Genomic DNA, 16187 nt, shown 5'->3' on the forward strand with positions numbered 1-16187 from the left:
GCAGGAGCGCCGATATTAGGGATTTTGCCGCGATCTTCCAAGAGGCCTGAGAAAGGCCGCCGCCAAAGTCGTCCGCAGTCAGCGGTGTCGCGGAGCTTCATGTTGAAATTGAGACAATTCCCCGAAAGGAAACCCGTTCAGGCGCGGTGATAGGGATGGCCGGAGAGGATCGTGACAGCCCGATAGAGCTGCTCGGCAATCAGGATACGAACGATCTGATGCGGCCATGTCAGCTTGCCGAGATTGAGAACGGCCGCCGCCCTGTCGTAAAGCGCGGGGTCAAGCCCATCTGCCCCGCCAATGGCGATCACAAGGTCACGTTTGCCGCTATCACGCAGATCGCCAAAAAATGAAGCAAAGGCGGGACTATCAAGTGCCTTTCCGCGCTCGTCCAACAGGACGAGGACAGCGCCATCGGCCAGATGTTTCTCCAGCATCGCGGCTTCTTCGCGTTTGCGGGTCTCGGCATTGGAAGCACGGCTTTCACCCACCTCGATCACCCGCGAAAACTCCAGCCCGATCGCCGGGCCGGTCTTTGCCAGACGCTCGATATAACGGGCCGCAAGATCCTTTTCAGGGCCGGATTTCAGCCGTCCCACCGCAAAAATTGAAATCCGCATCGCAAACCTGCATTCGTCGTGACCCAACAGGGTCCCGCTCTTAACAGCATAGCCTGCGGATTCCTATGCGGCCGGTCTGATTTCCGGTCAGAGGCACCGTTTCCGAAGTCAGATTGATCTTCGGCAGAAACGATGCACTCGCTCAAAGGCTCACCGCATCAATGCAGCGTCTCTTCCGGCATATCCGGCGTCGCCCACATTTTTTCAATGTTGTAGAAGGCGCGGATTTCCGGGCGGAACACATGAACGATGATGTCGCCGGTATCGATCAGCACCCAGTCTCCGGTCTCGAGACCTTCGACGCGGGCGTTTCCGAACCCTTCATCCTTCATGTCTTTCAGAAGATGCTCGCAAATCGCCGAGACATGCCTGTTCGATCGCCCGGAGACCACAACCATGTAGTCCGCAAGCGCCGATTTTCCGGCAATGTTGAGAGAGACGATATCTTCAGCCTTGGAGTCCTCGAGGCTCGCGAGGACGGTTTCGAGGGCATGGCCGGCGGCATCGGCGCCACTGTCCTGACCCTTCGGGATAGCAACAAATGCTTTTCCCTTGGCGTGTACTGTTGTCAGAGGTTTTCCTTTCCAAGAATGACAAAACAGGCACTGCGCGACGCGATTCTCTGCGTCACACAATGAAGGTGGCATCAAAGCATTAACTTTTCAAGATATGGGCACTTCAACATCAGCCGCATACATCATTTGTGATCGGAGCTGTCATTTACGGCCGTTGCGCAGCGCCGTGGAACTGAGCGTAGAACGCGGTCCGTGAATGAAAACCCAGGCGGGAGCGCGTTTTTTCCACAGAACCCCGGCATCGTCCTCATCTATCCGCGCCTGGCTGAAGGCCTGCGCCATGGTGGAGGAGAGGTAGGACAGGGTCGAACCCGGTCGATCGATCACCGCGATTGGAAAAGTCTCGGCTATGGTGCGCCATTTCTGCCAATGGTGAAAACTCTTCAGATTGTCGGCACCCATGACCCAGATGAAGCGGACGTGCGGATTTTTTGCCTTCACCTTCGCGAGTGTATTGGCCGTATAGCTCATCCCCAGCGTTTTCTCGAAAGCCGTCACCTTGATGCGTGGATCGTGGACCAGCTTTTCGCAGGCCGCGATGCGATCTTCGAGGGACGCCAACTCCGAACGGCTTTTCAGCGGGTTGCCCGGCGTGACGATCCACCAGAGCTGATCGAGACCCAGCCTGCGCAGCGCAATCTCGGCCACAAGCGCGTGGCCTGCATGGGGGGGATTGAAGGAGCCGCCGAAAAGCCCGACGACCATGCCGCGTTCCACATGCGGCATGGTGAGATAACGTCTGTCGAGGCGCTTATCAGCGGGCAAATATCAGGTCCGTGTCTGGCCGGTGCCATGCACCCGGTATTTGAACGAGGTGAGCTGCTCGACGCCAACGGGACCCCGCGCATGCATCTTGCCGGTGGCGATGCCGATTTCCGCACCCATGCCGAATTCGCCGCCATCGGCAAATTGCGTCGAGGCATTGTGCAGCAGAATGGCCGAATCGAGTTCGTTGAAGAACCGCTCAACCACGTCAGAGTCCTCGGCGATCACCGCCTCGGTATGGTTGGACGAATAGGTGCCGATATGCTCTATCGCACCGGAAATGCCCTCCACCACAGCAACCGAAATGATTGCGTCGAGATATTCGGTGCGCCAGTCCTCTTCCGTTGCCGGCACCAGACCCGCCACCACATCACGAACAGCTTGCGAACCGCGCACTTCGCAGCCAGCTTCGATCAAGGCTTTGACGAGCGGCTCGAGATGCGTGGAAACGGCAGCGGCATCCACCAGCAATGTCTCAGCCGCGCCGCAAATGCCGGTGCGTCTCATCTTGGCGTTAACGACGATACGTTTTGCCATGTCGAGATCGGCGGATTTGTCGACATAGATGTGGCAGATGCCTTCCAGATGCGCAAAGACCGGCACGCGGGCTTCCGACTGCACCCTAGCCACGAGGCTCTTGCCGCCGCGCGGCACGATGACATCAACAGTGCCGTTCAGGCCGCTGAGAAGCGCGCCGACGGCCGCACGGTCGGTCACCGGCACCAGCTGAATGGCATGCTCGGGAAGACCGGCAATCTTCAGCCCCTCCACGAGGCAGGCATGAATAGCACGCGATGAATGTTGCGAATCCGAGCCGCCGCGCAGGATGACGGCATTGCCCGCCTTGAGGCACAAAGCACCGGCGTCCGCCGTCACATTCGGGCGGCTTTCGTAGATCACGCCGATGACGCCAAGCGGCGTACGCACGCGCTCGATCTTAAGCCCGTTGGGGCGATCCCAGGCGGCAATGACTTCGGCGACCGGATCGGACAGCGCCGCAACCGAGCGAATACCTTCAGCAATGCCGGCGATGCGGGCATCGTTGAGCGTGAGCCTGTCAACGAAAGAAGCAGCAAGACCGGCGCTCTCGGCTGCGGTCAGATCCTTCCTGTTGGCGGCAAGGATCGCCTCCTTCGACGCCTCGATGGCGGAGGCCATGGCGAGCAGCGCACGGTTCTTCTGGTCCGTGCCGGCGATGGACAACGGTCGTGAAGCAGCTTTCGCCTGAGCGCCGATGGTGATCATCAGCGCATCGATGTCATGGCTCTGCTTCACGGCCTGTTCAGGCATGGACCTCATCCTTCTTTGCATGTTTAATTTTGACGGCGGCGCCGGTCATCACGAGATCGTCGCGATGGATCATGGCCGCGCGCCCGACATAACCGAGGATCGCCTCGATCTCGTTGGACTTGTGACCGATGATAAGGCGCGCCTCTTCCGCATCGTAGCCCGCAAGACCACGAGCGACTTCCCGGCCTTCCGCACCGATAATGGCGATTGCATCCCCACGGCCGAAATTGCCCTTCACCAGTCGCACACCCGCGGGAAGCAGGCTTTTTCCGGCATAGAGCGCCTTTTCCGCGCCGGCATCCACATGGATTTCACCGGCCGGCTGCAATTGCCCGGCAATCCAGGTCTTGCGTGCCGTCACCGGCGTGCCTGATGGTGCAAACCACGAGGAGCGCGCGCCGTTTTCGATGGCCTTCAGCGGATTGAGCGTTTTGCCTGACGCAATGATCATGCCGCAACCGGCAGCGGTTGCAATCTTGCCCGCATCGATCTTGGTGCGCATGCCACCGCGCGACAACTCGGAGGCCGCACCACCTGCCATGGCTTCTATCTCGGGGGTGATATCAGCGATCGTCTCAAGGAATTTCGCGTCCGGATCGAGATGCGGCGGAGCCGTATAAAGTCCGTCAATATCCGAAAGCAGCACCAGAAGATCGGCACCCGTCATGGTCGCCACACGCGCTGCCAGACGGTCATTGTCGCCATAACGGATTTCGGTGGTCGCAACCGTATCGTTTTCATTGATGATCGGGATAGCGCCGATCTTCAGCAACTGGTTGATGGTGGCGCGCGCATTGAGATAACGGCGACGCTCCTCGGTATCGGAGAGCGTCAGCAGAATCTGGCCTGCAACGATTTCATGCCGCGACAGGCTTTCCGACCACGCCCGCGCCAGCGCGATCTGACCAACCGCCGCCGCCGCCTGGCTTTCCTCCAGCTTCAATGCACCAGAAGGCAGGCCAAGCACGGTACGCCCAAGCGCGATGGCGCCCGAAGACACGACCTGGACATCCGCGCCGTTTTTCTTCAGCGCAGCGATATCTTCGCAGATGGCATCCAGCCAGTCTTTCTTCAGACCGGTCTTTCGGTCCACCAGAAGCGCCGACCCGATCTTGATCACGATCCGATGGTGGCTCGCCAGCGGCTTGCGCGTCAGGCTCATAGGCGGTCGTCCTCTTCTTCGGCCTCGCTATCCTCATGCGGCATGGACCTGTCGGGCAGGGCAGTCTCCCCGCCCTCGCTTGCCGAAACGATGATGTCGCGAAGGGCGCGCAGCGCTTCCGTCATGCCGATATGCGCGGCGGCAGACAGAAGAAGCGGCGGACGGCCGCAGGCCTTTTCCAGTTCCTTCGCCTTCTTTTTCAGTTCTTTTTCATCGAGCACGTCGATCTGTGACAGCGCCACGATTTCCGGCTTGTCGGTCAGCCCGCCACCATAGGCGTCCAGCTCGGCCTTGACAGTCTTATAGGCCTTGCCGACCTTTTCTTCCTGTGCGGAAACCAGATGCAGAAGCACGCGGGTGCGCTCCACATGGCCGAGGAAGCGGTCACCAATGCCCACGCCCTCATGCGCGCCTTCGATGAGGCCGGGAATATCGGCCAGCACGAATTCGCGGCCGTCGATGGTCGCCACGCCGAGGTTCGGATGGAGGGTGGTAAAGGGATAATTGGCGATCTTCGGCCGCGCGCGGGTCACGGTCGCGAGGAATGTGGATTTACCCGCATTCGGCAATCCAACAAGACCGGCATCGGCGATCAGCTTCAGGCGAAGCCAGACCGTCTTTTCTTCGCCTGCAAGACCCGGATTGGCATGGGTGGGCGCCTGATTGGTCGAAGACTTGAAATAGGCATTGCCGAAACCGCCATTACCGCCGGCGGCGAGACGAAAGCGCTGGCCTTCCTTGGTGAGGTCGATGATCAGCGTCTCATTGTCTTCCTCAAATATCTGGGTACCAACAGGCACCTTCAGCACCACATCCGCGCCCTTGGCGCCGTTGCGGGTCTTGCCCATGCCGTGCTGCCCGATCGAGGCCTTGAAATGCTGCTGAAAACGGAAGTCGATCAGCGTGTTGAGACCGTTGACGACCTCAATCCAGACATCGCCGCCGCGTCCGCCATCACCACCGTCAGGACCACCAAATTCGATGAATTTTTCGCGCCGGAAAGACACCGCGCCTGCGCCGCCATCACCGGACTTGATATAGACTTTTGCTTCATCGAGAAATTTCATCGGACTGCCGTTCTATCGGTTTGCGGGCACAGCCGCCAATCGCGTTGCGCCAAACAAAAATATCGTCGTTTCGAATACAAGCGCTTCTTCACAAGGTCAAAGACTATCGTGCGGGAAGCCCCTGCGCGAGACAAGGCCGGTTTGGTGCAAACCGGCCTTGTTTTGATTGTCAGCGATGCGGCCGGATAAAATCCTCAGCCGTGATCATCGTGTCGATATGCGCCACCATGGCGGCGCGCGCCGTGGCGTAGATCTGGTGGCAGCCGGTCACCCGGAAGCCGAGTTTTTCCTGCACCCGCAGCGAAGCGGGATTATCCGCAAACACGCCGGAATGAAGGGTCACGCCCGGCATGCGGCGGAAGAACCGCTCGACCACGCCAGCCACCGCCTCGGTCATGTAACCCTTGCCCCAGTAGAAGCGGTTGAGCCAGTAGCCGAGATGCCACTCGCCGTGCCGCAATTCCACCGAGACGACGCCGATGAGGGTATCGTCGCCACTGGTAATGGCGAAATCCCAGTCGGGCAGGGTGCCTGAGGTGCGCAGGACCAACCATTCCAGCGCATCCTGCTTATGATAGGGCGCCGGAACACGAGCGAGCATCCTCGTCACAGCAAAATCGCCAAGCGATTCCGCAATGCTGCCGGCATCGGAAAGCCGCTGCGGCCGCAGCACCAGACGCCGCGTCTCGATGACGGGGCAGGGGCCGGGCGGCGCCACTGACGTAGCAGCCCGGCGGCGGGTCAGTTCGAGCGCACTCATCCCATGTCCCCCCAGCTCTTCAGCGAAACCCAGGTCTTGCGGTCCAGCCGGTACCATTCGACCGGCACCATGCCGCCGAGCGCCAGCGAACCGACCATGCCGGAACCCTGAAACTGGAAACCGCACTTCTGGATGACGCGGCGCGAAGCGATGTTGGTGACCCGGCAACGAGCATCGATCTGGTCGATTTCACGCGTGCGGAAGGCCATGTCGATCAGCGCATGCGCGGCTTCCGTCATGTAGCCCCGGTTCCAGTAGGGTTCCCCCAGCCAGTAACCGATTTCCAGCGTCTTTTCGTCTTCCTGGGGTTCGAGCGCGCAGCAGCCCAGAAACTCGCCATTGTCCATGCGGGTAATCGCATAGACGCACTTGCCAATCTCGCCAGCTTTGGAGCGTCGCACAAAATCCGCGGCGTCTTTGGCCGTGTAAGGGTGCGGCATACGCGACACCATGGTCGCGATATTGGCATTGTTGGCGAGATGGGCAAGGGCGTCGATGTCTTCTTCGTGAGGCTTGCGTAAAACCAGCCTCTGCGACAGTAAAACGGGGCAATCGCTCCTTGACCGATCGGGCCTCGGCCGCTCTTCGGGTGACCGTGATTGGTCAACCCTCAACAATTCAGCTTGCATGGTTCAGTCCCTCCATGAGGTTAAAGAAAAAGGGGAGTTGGGTGGTGCCCCATCTCCCCTGTTTTCTTGACTGAACCTGATACGTCTCAGCCGGGTCGATGGGACACCGGCTGCATATGACGCTTACCGGCTTATTCTGCGGCTTCCGCTTTCGGAGCCACGGATACAAATACGCGGCCGTTGGCCTTCGTACGGAAGTTCACGTTACCTGCGGTCAGTGCGAAAATCGTGTGGTCCTTGCCGATGCCAACATTGGCGCCCGGATGCCACTGCGTGCCGCGCTGACGCAGAATAATGTTGCCTGGAATGACAGCTTCGCCGCCGAACTTCTTTACGCCAAGGCGCTTGGATTCGGAATCGCGACCGTTACGCGAGGAACCGCCAGCTTTTTTGTGTGCCATTGGAGTTCTCCTTTAAACCTTGTTTCCCGTGTCGCGCCGATCAGGCAGCAACGATGTCCGTGATGCGGACGACAGTGTGATGCTGACGATGGCCGCGCGAACGCTTGGAGTTCTGACGACGACGCTTCTTGAAGGCGATGACCTTCTTGCCGCGATTGTGCTCGACAACTTCAGCCTTGACGATGGCGCCCTTGACAAAGGGAGCACCGAACTTGGCGTCGGCGCCTTCGCCAACAACGAGAACTTCGGTGAATTCTACAGTTGCGCCCGCCTCTGCTTCCAGCTTTTCGATGGTCAGCACGGCGTCGGCCGCTACGCGGTACTGCTTACCGCCGGTCTTGATGACTGCGAACATTTTTTATCCTTTCATGTTCGTTCCGGCTCTGCCCGCAAATGCAAGCTGGCCGTCTTTTTATCAGTCGGAATTTGGTAGAAACCCTTGGGAACAGAATGTCCCTTTGAATGTCTGCCGGTGAAGTCGCCTTTTAAGGGGCGGAATAAACGGAAGGCGCATTACGCCATCAATTTGGGTGCCGATTACGCGAGACGCCAGTTTATGTCAAGATGACGACGGCCCGAAAAGTAACTGTAACGCCAAGAATTTCATGCTTTTTCGGCGGGTGAAGCAGTCAGGTCTCGAAATTTGCCCAGCAAGTGTTTATATGGGCCTTCCAACAAGGAGCAGAAATGGCCCGCATAGACCAGACCGACGATTGGCGGGACCGCCATGCGCCGACAATTTCCGCCTTCGAGTCGCTTGCGATCGAGGCATATGGCCACCTGCCGGAAGAATTTCGCGCATTAACGAAGGATCTCATCATCGAGATCGCCGATTTTCCGACCGATGACGTGTTCGAGGACATGGCTCTCGAAACGCCTTTCGACCTTCTCGGATTATTCGAAGGACGCGGCATCTCCGAACGTTTCACCATGGAAACGGGCGAGATGGTGAACCGCATCACGCTTTATCGCCGCCCCATTCTCGACTACTGGGCCGAAAATGAGGAGACGCTGGGCGATATCATCACCCATGTCCTGATCCATGAAATCGGCCATCATTTCGGCCTGTCGGATGACGACATGGAACGGATCGAAGAAAGCGCAGACGAGGCCGCCGCCGAACGTTAAAAGACCGGCACCGAAAAACTATGGTGCCGACCCTCAAGCCACTAGTGGTCGCGTCTCATTGAAAGTGCAACCGTCTCGCTACCCACAAGACGTTTGCGCTTAATCACTTCATTAACCCGCCCCGGGTTTACGCCGTAAGAAGCTGCAATGTGGTGCTGAAACTCACCACCCCAGTACCGTAACCAAATTTCTACCGCGTCTTTTTCGGTCAATTTATAAGACTGTTGATGCATGTGATTGTCCTGTTAGGTTTTCAACCTTGGACAAACTTGACAGAAGAGTCTGTGAGCGTATTTTGCTCCGTGTATATGCTGATCCGCAAGCTTTCCAAGATATTGTGGTTTCGACACGGAGCCGAGGTTGCACCCTCGGCTTTGTCGTGCCAGCTCAGAGACCGCCCCCGAGCTCGTAAATATATGTTGGGACTCGATATTTTGAGTCAAGCTTAGGGCGATAGGCCGTATCTGTTCACTTTATGTACAACGGCAATTTCATCTCAAGACACGATGAGATTTGCAAATTTTATATTTTAAAAACATACACTTAATGTATTTTCGCGCATTTCGAACAAGGGCTGTGAATAATACGCCCTAATATTCGTTTTGTTTCAGTAACAAACAAGAAAATCGAGAGAATCAGATCGACGGACCCGAATCACTCGATTTTCTACTTCAGATCACTGCTCGCCGAGCTTGATGTCCGGGTGGTATTCCTTGCCCTCGACCACCTTGGTCACGGCCTGGCCGCAATGCATGACGCCGCTTGCGGCGTTGAAGGCATAGCTCGGCGAACCCGCGAGTTCCCAGCCCTTGTTCAGCGCCTCGGTCACCCGGTGACAGAATTTCGCGTCGTCGGGACCGGTTATGAAACGATAGACCTTCACGTCCTGTTTGCCTTTCTTTGTGCGATGATATCGGCCATGGCGACCAGCCTTTCGGCCTCAACCACATGCAGCCGCTCGATCATGCGACCGTTCATGTTGATGACGTTCAATTCCACAGATTCCGGTTTTGCGAAAGCGGCAATGATCTCGCGCGCTTCCGCGACCGCCGCCTCGTCCGGCGCGAAGCGCCCGTTGGCCGGCTCGATCTGGGCCGGGTGGATCAACATCTTGCCATCGAACCCCATGGCGCGACCCTGCTCACATTCGGCTTCGAAAGCGGCGATATCGCGAAAGTCGTTCGAGACGCTGTCGATGACGTCGAGCCCGTAGGCGCGGGCGGCAAGCACCACCTGCATCATCCACGGTACGAGATAGGTGCGTCCTGGGAGGGCCGGAACCCGCGTTTCCTTGCGCAGGTCGTTGAGCCCAATGACAAAAGCCGCAAGCCGCGCATCCGGCGTATGGGCCGCGTCAGCAATCGAGGCGGCATTCAGCACACCAAGCGGCGTTTCGATCATCGCCCAGATTTTCAGGCGCTCCGGCGCATCCGCCTCAGCCAGAAGATCGGCCACTTCATTGATATCGGCCGGCTGTTCCACCTTCGGCAAAAGAACCGCATCCGGCCGGCAGGAAAGCACGAGCTGCAAATCCGCCTTTCCATCGGGCGTCGAAAGCGGATTGATGCGGATAACGGTTTCCCGCCCGCTAAAAGGCTGCCCCAAAAACAGCTTTTCCAGATTGTCCCGCGCCTTGCCCTTCATATCGGGCGCGACGGAATCCTCCAGATCGAGGATCACCCCGTCACAATCGAGATCGCGGATTTTTTCCAGCGCCCGGACATTAATGGCCGGAACTGACAGCAGCGAACGGCGCGGTCTCACAAGAATATTTTCGGAAAAATCGACCATGCCGCACTTGTGTCAAGCTTTTGTGACATCTGCAAGCTGACAATCCACTGAATCCTCTTGCAAGCCGGAAGAAGAAGGCCCACATTCGTCTGGATAGAAAGGTTTGGATCATGCAAGGCATACGTTCGTTTTTCATCGCCGCATCCGGCATTGCAGTTCTGGCGATAGTCGCCCTTTTCACCGCGTCGCTTACGGTCGCTTTTGTCGGCGTGCTCGCGGTTCTCAGCGCTGCCCGCCTGCTTTCTGCGCGTTTGAAGCCGGCCCCCATTCCGGTCAAGCCCCGTAACCAGCGTGATATGCGCGTCTGGAACGACGGTAAGGGCACGATTATCGATCTCTGAGATCGTCTCAAATCGGCAAAAATGCCAGCGCGCCACACACGGCGTACCGAAGAACGCGGGTTTGCGCTTCTAAAGCGCTTAATTTTGCGGTATTTCCCGGCTGAAAATATCCGGCAGGCCTGTCCGCGCCGGATTATGTTCAAGGGAAACACGGGAAGCGACAGATGGAAAAATTCACCAAGCTGACGGGCGTTGCCGCGCCCATGCCGGTGGTCAATATCGACACCGATATGATCATTCCGAAAGACTATCTGAAGACCATCAAGCGCACCGGCCTTGGCAAGGGCCTCTTTGCCGAGTCGCGTTATCTTGAGGATGGCTCGCCCAATCCGGATTTCGTGCTGAACAAACCCGCTTATCAGAACGCCCAGATCCTTGTCGCCGGCGACAATTTCGGTTGCGGCTCCTCACGCGAACATGCGCCATGGGCGCTTCTCGATTTCGGCATCCGCTGCGTGATCTCCACCAGCTTCGCCGACATCTTCTACAATAACTGTTTCAAGAACGGCATTCTGCCTGTCGTCGTCAGCCCCGAGAACCTCGAAAAGCTGCTGGACGATGCGTCGCGCGGATCGAACGCCGTTCTGTCGATTGATCTGGAACGCCAGGAAATCAGCGGCCCCGATGGCGGCACGATTACCTTCGAGATCGATGAGTTCAAGCGTCACTGCATGCTGAACGGGCTTGATGATATCGGCCTGACGCTCGAACATTCCAGCGCCATCGACACGTTCGAAAAGGCGAACGCCTCGGTCCGCCCCTGGGCCTGACAACATTTCCGCTCGTCAAAAAAGCCGATCCCGTACCAAACCGTACCGGATCGGCTTTTGCTTTGCTTGAAAAGCCGTTGAGGCAGAGATAAGAAGCCCACGATCCCGTCCGGCTGCGATAAGACTTTGCATCTGCAGGACGGAAACGAGTTTGACGCCGCGCTCGCCGCAACCGAAAACCCTTCGTGATGTTTTCCGGCGCGCCGCCCAAGGAGGGTTCTCATGACAGTCCGTTCGCTTTTCCTGCTGCCCGGTGACGGTATCGGCCCCGAAGCCATGGCCGAGGTCCGCAAGCTGATCGATTATATGAACAGCGCGCACAATGCCGGCTTCACTGTCTCGGAAGGCCTCGTCGGCGGCTCTGCCTACGACGCCCATGGCGTGGCTATTTCCGATGCGGATATGGAAAAGGCGCTTGCCGCCGATGCGATCCTGTTCGGCGCCGTTGGCGGCCCGAAATGGGATGGCGTGCCCTACGAGCACCGCCCGGAAGCCGGCTTGCTGCGCCTGCGCAAGGATCTCGAACTTTTCGCCAATCTGCGCCCCGCCATCTGCTACCCGGCGCTCGCTGCCGCTTCCTCGCTGAAGCCGGAGCTGGTCGAGGGTCTCGATATCCTCATCGTCCGTGAACTGACCGGCGGCGTTTATTTCGGCGAACCGAAGCAGATCATCGATCTCGGCAACGGCCAGAAGCGCGGCATCGACACGCAGATCTACGATACGTTCGAAATCGAGCGCATCGCCAGCGTCGCTTTCGAACTGGCCCGCACCCGTGACAACCGCGTCTGCTCGATGGAAAAGCGCAACGTCATGAAATCAGGCGTTTTGTGGAACCAGGTCGTCACCGAAACCCACGCCGCAAAATACAAGGACGTTCAGCTGGAACATATGCTGGCCGATGCCGGCGGCATGCAGCTGGTGCGCAAGCCCAAGCAGTTTGACGTGATCGTCACCGACAACCTCTTCGGCGACATGCTCTCCGACGTCGCCGCCATGCTCACCGGCTCGCTCGGCATGCTGCCCTCGGCCTCTCTCGGCGCACCTGACGCCAAGACCAGCAAGCGCAAGGCCATGTATGAGCCGGTCCATGGTTCGGCCCCTGACATTGCCGGCAAGGGCATCGCCAACCCCATCGCCATGATCGCGTCCTTTGCCATGTGCCTTCGCTACTCGTTCAACATGGTGGATGAGGCGACAAAGCTCGAAACCGCAATCGCAAACGTGCTCGACAAGGGCATCCGCACCGCCGACATCATGGCCGAGGGCAGCCGCCAGGTCGGCACCTCCGAAATGGGCGACGCGGTTCTCGCCGAATTCAAGGCGCTTTCGGCGTAACGCTTGACGAAACCGGCTGGGCAGGCGGCACGTTCGCCTGTCCATCTTCTTTCGGCAGAAGATGCTCATATCTTTTGTCAGTCAGCGTCTTCAGAAATGCGACAATGGCGTCCACACGCTTGTCGTCCAGCGCCGGTGCGGATGTCAGTTCCGTCATGGCGATATTTTCAGGCACTTCCGGCGCATCCCACGTCTTGCCGGTTTCCGGGTTGATCTGGCGGCTGGGTTTCTTGCTTTTGTATTTTACATAAAACAGCACCACCGTGCGCAGGTCTCTGAACACCCCGTTGTGCATGTAGGGAGCGGTAACGGCGACGTTGCGCAATGTCGGCACCTTGAACTTGCCGCGCTCAGCCGGATCGCCGGCCACAACAGGATTTTGCGCGAGCCCGAGATCGACCGCATCCGGCTTCGAGCCGTTGGCGGCTCTCACCGCCGTGTTGGCTGGAACGCCGATGTTGAAATATTTGTGGTTGGTGAAGAGGCCGTCTTCCAGCCCCTTGGCGCCGCGGATTTCGTGGCAGGTATTGCAATTGGTGAATTGCGTCGAGGAGATCAGGACCCGACCCAGCTCTTCCTGCTCGGTCAGCTTCTCCTCACCACGCAGGAAACGATCATATTTGGAATCGAAGGTGGAAAATTCATCGGAGCGCTCGAAGCTCGCCAGCGCCTTCGTCATCGCGGCATAGGCAGTGTCGTCGCTCTCAAAAACATCCTTGCCGAACTGCGTGCCGAAAGCCGCGACATAATCCGGGTTTTCCCGGAGCCGTTTGACGACCGAGGTCTTGTCCGGCATGCCCATTTCGAGGGGATTAAGCGGCGGACCGCCCGCCTGATCTTCGAGCAGAGAGGCGCGGCCATCCCAGAATTGCCCGCCGACATACTCGCCCGCCGCATTCCTGCCGAAAGGCGGCGTGAAGCGGGCATAAGCTGCAGTCGGCGCATTGCGGTCGCCCAGCGAAATCCCATCGTCGCCGAGAGAGACGTCCCGCCCGACCTTTTCGCTCTCCCGCGCATCGGAAAAACCGGCAGCCTGCATATGGCAGGTGGAACAGGCCATGGTGCGGTTCATCGAAAGGTTGGGATCGTCGAACAGCGCCGCACCCAGCTTTTCCAGCGTTGCGTAATCTTCACCGCCGTGGACGGCCGTGCCGTCGGTTCCCAAAGGGGCCAGCAAAATGGTCGCAGCGAGAGCGGCAGAGACAAAAAATCCGGGTTTCATCATCGGTAGGCACGCTCGATATGAATGCGCGAGGGCAGGTTCGGACCGGGAAATATAAAGCGGCTTTCGGTCCGGCTGCGCTTCACCGAACATGGATCACGGCAGACAACTCCGCTCTTCCATGCCCTATAAAATGATCTATAGCACTTTCCCGTTATCCAAGCCTACAAACTTTCGCAGCTTGCTCCACTTTGCCGCAGGTCCCACGGACCAAAGCCGTTAACGGTCAACCGCCTCTGGCGATGGCATGGAAAAAGGTGCCTGAGACAAATCCTCTCCTGCCGCCCGATGGCCCCAGCGGACGACCCTGCCCGTCAGCAATCTGGGCGAAGGGCTCATCGCTGCCGGCATCAGTAACCCGCGCATAATGGAATTCATGGCCGCGCAGAACATCCCCCGCCGTGCCGAGCGGGCCGCTTGCCGCAATTGTTGCCTGCCGGTAGCCTAGATTCATCTTGCGCGTCGCAAAGCTGGTGGCATGCGACAGAAGTCCGGTCATTGCGTGGGTCACCCCATCCGCATCTTCCAATGCCTCGCCGAGCACCATGTAACCACCGCACTCGCCATGCACAGGCTTTGTCGCGGCAAAGCGGGCAATACCTGCCTTGAAACCAGCCGCATCCGCAAGCTTCCCTGCAAAAAGCTCGGGATATCCGCCGGGCAGCCAGCAGATATCACAGCTGTCGTCGGGCGCCTCATCCGCGAGCGGTGAGAACGGCACGATCTCGGCCCCGGCCGCCTGCCAATGCTTCCTAAGATGCGGGTAAAGGAAGGTGAACGCCGCATCCTCCGCCAGCGCGATACGCTGACCGGGCGGTGCGATTGCCGCATCCACCGAGCCTGAAGGCACGTCCACCGGCGCGGCGAGTGAAAGCAAGGCATCGAGATCGATGGATTTTTCCATCGCATCGGCCAGTCGTTCTATATGTGCATCGATCTCCGGATGTTCGCTGGCCTGCACCAGCCCCAGATGCCTTTCGGGCAGGATGAGCGAAGGATCACGCAGCACGCAGCCGGCAACGGGAAGGCCGATTTTTTCGATCGCTTCCGTGCACAGCGTCCGATGTCTTTCGCTGCCCGCCCGGTTCAGCACAACCGCCGCCATGGTAACGGCCGGATCGTAGTGAGCAAAACCATGGGCGACGGCAGCGGCCGTCTGCGACTGACCGGACACATCCAGCACGAGCAGCACGGGAATGCCGAACAGCCGCGCCAGATCCGCCGCCGAACCCGTGCGATTTTCCGCAACCGGAATGCCGTCGAACAGGCCCATGGCGCTTTCGATAAGAACGAGTTCCGCATCTTCCGTCTGTTGCGAAAAAAGATGTCGCAGCAAGTCTGGCCGCATGGCCCAGCTATCCAGATTAAGACCCGGTGTGCCGGTGGCGAAGGTGTGGAAACCGGGATCGATGTAATCCGGCCCCGTCTTGATACCGCGCACCTTGATACCGCGTCGGGCAAAGGCCCGGAGCAGGCCGATGGTCACGCTGGTCTTGCCGGAGCCGGAGCGTGGTGCACCGATGATGATCGCCCGCGCCGTCATGAGCCGGAGACTCCAAGACGCGCCCGCATCGAAACAATCTCGCCGATAACGATCAAAGCCGGCGCTTCGAAATTTTCCCTGATTGCATCGTCAGCTATGCTTTCCAGCTTGCCGATGAAAATCCGCTCCAGCGCAGTCGTTGCCGACATGATGACGGCGACCGGCGTTTCGCCGGAACGGCCGCCCTGCATCAGAAGACCGGCGATCGTGCCAATATTCTTCAGCCCCATGTAAACGACGATGGGTTCCCGTGTTTTCGCCAGCGCCAGCCAGTCCAGATCCTCTTCCGTGCCCGCTGCGTGGCCCGTGGCGAGAGTCACGGCGCGGCTGATGCCGCGCATGGTGGCGGGAATGCGGGCTGAAGCAAGCGCTGTGAACGACGAGGTCATCCCAGGCAATATGCGAAACGGAATGCCGGCATGGACAAGCGCCTCCGCCTCTTCACCGCCACGCCCGAAAATAAAGGGATCGCCGCCCTTCAGCCGCAGCACCTTTTTGCCTTGGCCGGCGAAATCGATCAGCGAAGCGGTAATGTCATCCTGCGTTGCGGAAGGCTTGCCGCCCCTTTTACCGGCAAAAACAATCTCTGCCTGCGGACCCAAAGCGACGACATCGTCGCTCACCAAAGCATCGCGCACGATGACGTCGGCCTGAGACAGCGCGAGCGCCACTTCCAGCGTCAGATAACGCACATCGCCCGGCCCTGCGCCCGCGAGCCAGACGTGACCGGCCTGGAAGACCGGACCTTTTGCGGCAATGCTGTTCAAAATCTGCGGTATCGACATTCT

General features: G+C 58.8%; 19 protein-coding genes. 4 read left to right on the plus strand and 15 right to left on the minus strand.

All coding sequences use genetic code 11. From position 1 onward, the window contains the following. Positions 1-137 precede the first annotated feature (137 nt). From rlmH to rplU, 10 genes are all read right to left on the minus strand, one after another. Positions 138-620, minus strand: coding sequence for a 23S rRNA (pseudouridine(1915)-N(3))-methyltransferase RlmH (gene rlmH, locus MRBLRC7O_RS12140; protein WP_003505246.1), 483 nt, complete (start codon positions 618-620; stop codon positions 138-140). Positions 621-778: 158 nt separating this feature from the next. Beyond that, positions 779-1267 carry a ribosome silencing factor gene (rsfS, locus tag MRBLRC7O_RS12145; RefSeq protein ID WP_003505248.1) on the minus strand — a complete coding sequence of 163 codons (489 nt, stop codon included), beginning with the start codon at positions 1265-1267 and terminating at the stop codon, positions 779-781. Between the two features lie 69 nt (positions 1268-1336). Next, the gene (locus MRBLRC7O_RS12150) at positions 1337-1921 is read right to left on the minus strand and encodes a nicotinate-nucleotide adenylyltransferase (RefSeq protein ID WP_050816429.1); all 585 of its coding nucleotides are present in this window, start codon (positions 1919-1921) and stop codon (positions 1337-1339) included. 42 nt (positions 1922-1963) lie between these two features. Beyond that, positions 1964-3250, minus strand: coding sequence for a glutamate-5-semialdehyde dehydrogenase (locus MRBLRC7O_RS12155; RefSeq protein WP_035212838.1), 1287 nt, complete (start codon positions 3248-3250; stop codon positions 1964-1966). Then, the gene (gene proB, locus MRBLRC7O_RS12160; RefSeq protein WP_080866489.1) at positions 3243-4412 is read right to left on the minus strand and encodes a glutamate 5-kinase; all 1170 of its coding nucleotides are present in this window, start codon (positions 4410-4412) and stop codon (positions 3243-3245) included. The genes MRBLRC7O_RS12155 and proB overlap by 8 nt, the downstream gene beginning before the upstream one ends. Further along, complete coding sequence (gene obgE / locus MRBLRC7O_RS12165; RefSeq protein ID WP_065695302.1) at positions 4409-5479, minus strand: GTPase ObgE; 1071 nt, start codon at positions 5477-5479, stop codon at positions 4409-4411. The genes proB and obgE overlap by 4 nt, the downstream gene beginning before the upstream one ends. A gap of 169 nt (positions 5480-5648) precedes the next feature. Continuing rightward, positions 5649-6239: a GNAT family N-acetyltransferase gene (locus MRBLRC7O_RS12170; protein WP_060727343.1), complete on the minus strand. Its 591-nt coding sequence runs from the start codon at positions 6237-6239 to the stop codon at positions 5649-5651. Beyond that, positions 6236-6868, minus strand: coding sequence for a GNAT family N-acetyltransferase (locus MRBLRC7O_RS12175; RefSeq protein WP_003505256.1), 633 nt, complete (start codon positions 6866-6868; stop codon positions 6236-6238). Before MRBLRC7O_RS12175 ends, MRBLRC7O_RS12170 begins: the two co-directional genes overlap by 4 nt. A 131-nt stretch (positions 6869-6999) precedes the next feature. Further along, the gene (gene rpmA / locus MRBLRC7O_RS12180; protein ID WP_003492686.1) at positions 7000-7269 is read right to left on the minus strand and encodes a 50S ribosomal protein L27; all 270 of its coding nucleotides are present in this window, start codon (positions 7267-7269) and stop codon (positions 7000-7002) included. A 40-nt stretch (positions 7270-7309) separates the two neighbouring features. Then, on the minus strand, positions 7310-7624 hold the full coding sequence (rplU, locus tag MRBLRC7O_RS12185; protein WP_003492690.1) for a 50S ribosomal protein L21: 315 nt from the start codon (positions 7622-7624) through the stop codon (positions 7310-7312). 332 nt (positions 7625-7956) lie between these two features. Here rplU and MRBLRC7O_RS12190 point away from each other — a divergent pair, with 332 nt between their 5' ends. Continuing rightward, positions 7957-8397 (plus strand): metallopeptidase family protein, encoded by a 441-nt coding sequence (locus MRBLRC7O_RS12190; RefSeq protein WP_080866490.1) that lies wholly within the window; start codon positions 7957-7959, stop codon positions 8395-8397. A 676-nt stretch (positions 8398-9073) separates the two neighbouring features. Here MRBLRC7O_RS12190 and MRBLRC7O_RS12195 read toward each other — a convergent pair. Further along, positions 9074-9280 (minus strand): DUF1737 domain-containing protein, encoded by a 207-nt coding sequence (locus MRBLRC7O_RS12195; protein ID WP_080866492.1) that lies wholly within the window; start codon positions 9278-9280, stop codon positions 9074-9076. Continuing rightward, the gene (locus tag MRBLRC7O_RS12200) at positions 9277-10188 is read right to left on the minus strand and encodes an HpcH/HpaI aldolase/citrate lyase family protein (protein WP_161974152.1); all 912 of its coding nucleotides are present in this window, start codon (positions 10186-10188) and stop codon (positions 9277-9279) included. The genes MRBLRC7O_RS12195 and MRBLRC7O_RS12200 overlap by 4 nt, the downstream gene beginning before the upstream one ends. Positions 10189-10298: 110 nt before the next feature. On the opposite strand from MRBLRC7O_RS12200, the gene MRBLRC7O_RS12205 reads away from it, so the two are divergent. From MRBLRC7O_RS12205 to leuB, 3 genes are all read left to right on the plus strand, one after another. Further along, positions 10299-10529, plus strand: a complete 231-nt coding sequence (locus tag MRBLRC7O_RS12205; RefSeq protein ID WP_003505260.1) for a hypothetical protein — start codon at positions 10299-10301, stop codon at positions 10527-10529. 164 nt (positions 10530-10693) lie between these two features. Continuing rightward, positions 10694-11299 carry a 3-isopropylmalate dehydratase small subunit gene (gene leuD, locus MRBLRC7O_RS12210; RefSeq protein ID WP_003505261.1) on the plus strand — a complete coding sequence of 202 codons (606 nt, stop codon included), beginning with the start codon at positions 10694-10696 and terminating at the stop codon, positions 11297-11299. A 222-nt stretch (positions 11300-11521) separates the two neighbouring features. Further along, the gene (gene leuB / locus MRBLRC7O_RS12215) at positions 11522-12634 is read left to right on the plus strand and encodes a 3-isopropylmalate dehydrogenase (RefSeq protein WP_003505262.1); all 1113 of its coding nucleotides are present in this window, start codon (positions 11522-11524) and stop codon (positions 12632-12634) included. Here leuB and MRBLRC7O_RS12220 read toward each other — a convergent pair. The 3 genes from MRBLRC7O_RS12220 to cobA all read right to left on the minus strand — a co-directional run bounded on the left by MRBLRC7O_RS12220 (position 12615) and on the right by cobA (position 16184). Beyond that, a complete protein-coding gene (locus tag MRBLRC7O_RS12220) occupies positions 12615-13859 on the minus strand; it encodes a cytochrome-c peroxidase (RefSeq protein ID WP_035212854.1) in 1245 nt (414 codons plus the stop codon). The two genes, leuB and MRBLRC7O_RS12220, sit on opposite strands and share 20 nt — an antisense overlap. A 223-nt stretch (positions 13860-14082) precedes the next feature. After that, positions 14083-15399, minus strand: a complete 1317-nt coding sequence (locus MRBLRC7O_RS12225) for a cobyrinic acid a,c-diamide synthase CobB (RefSeq protein ID WP_003505266.1) — start codon at positions 15397-15399, stop codon at positions 14083-14085. Continuing rightward, positions 15396-16184 (minus strand): uroporphyrinogen-III C-methyltransferase, encoded by a 789-nt coding sequence (cobA, locus tag MRBLRC7O_RS12230; RefSeq protein ID WP_020010742.1) that lies wholly within the window; start codon positions 16182-16184, stop codon positions 15396-15398. The genes MRBLRC7O_RS12225 and cobA overlap by 4 nt, the downstream gene beginning before the upstream one ends. Positions 16185-16187 lie beyond the last annotated feature (3 nt).

This window comes from Agrobacterium radiobacter, from assembly GCF_040801995.1.
GTDB lineage: Bacteria > Pseudomonadota > Alphaproteobacteria > Rhizobiales > Rhizobiaceae > Agrobacterium > Agrobacterium radiobacter.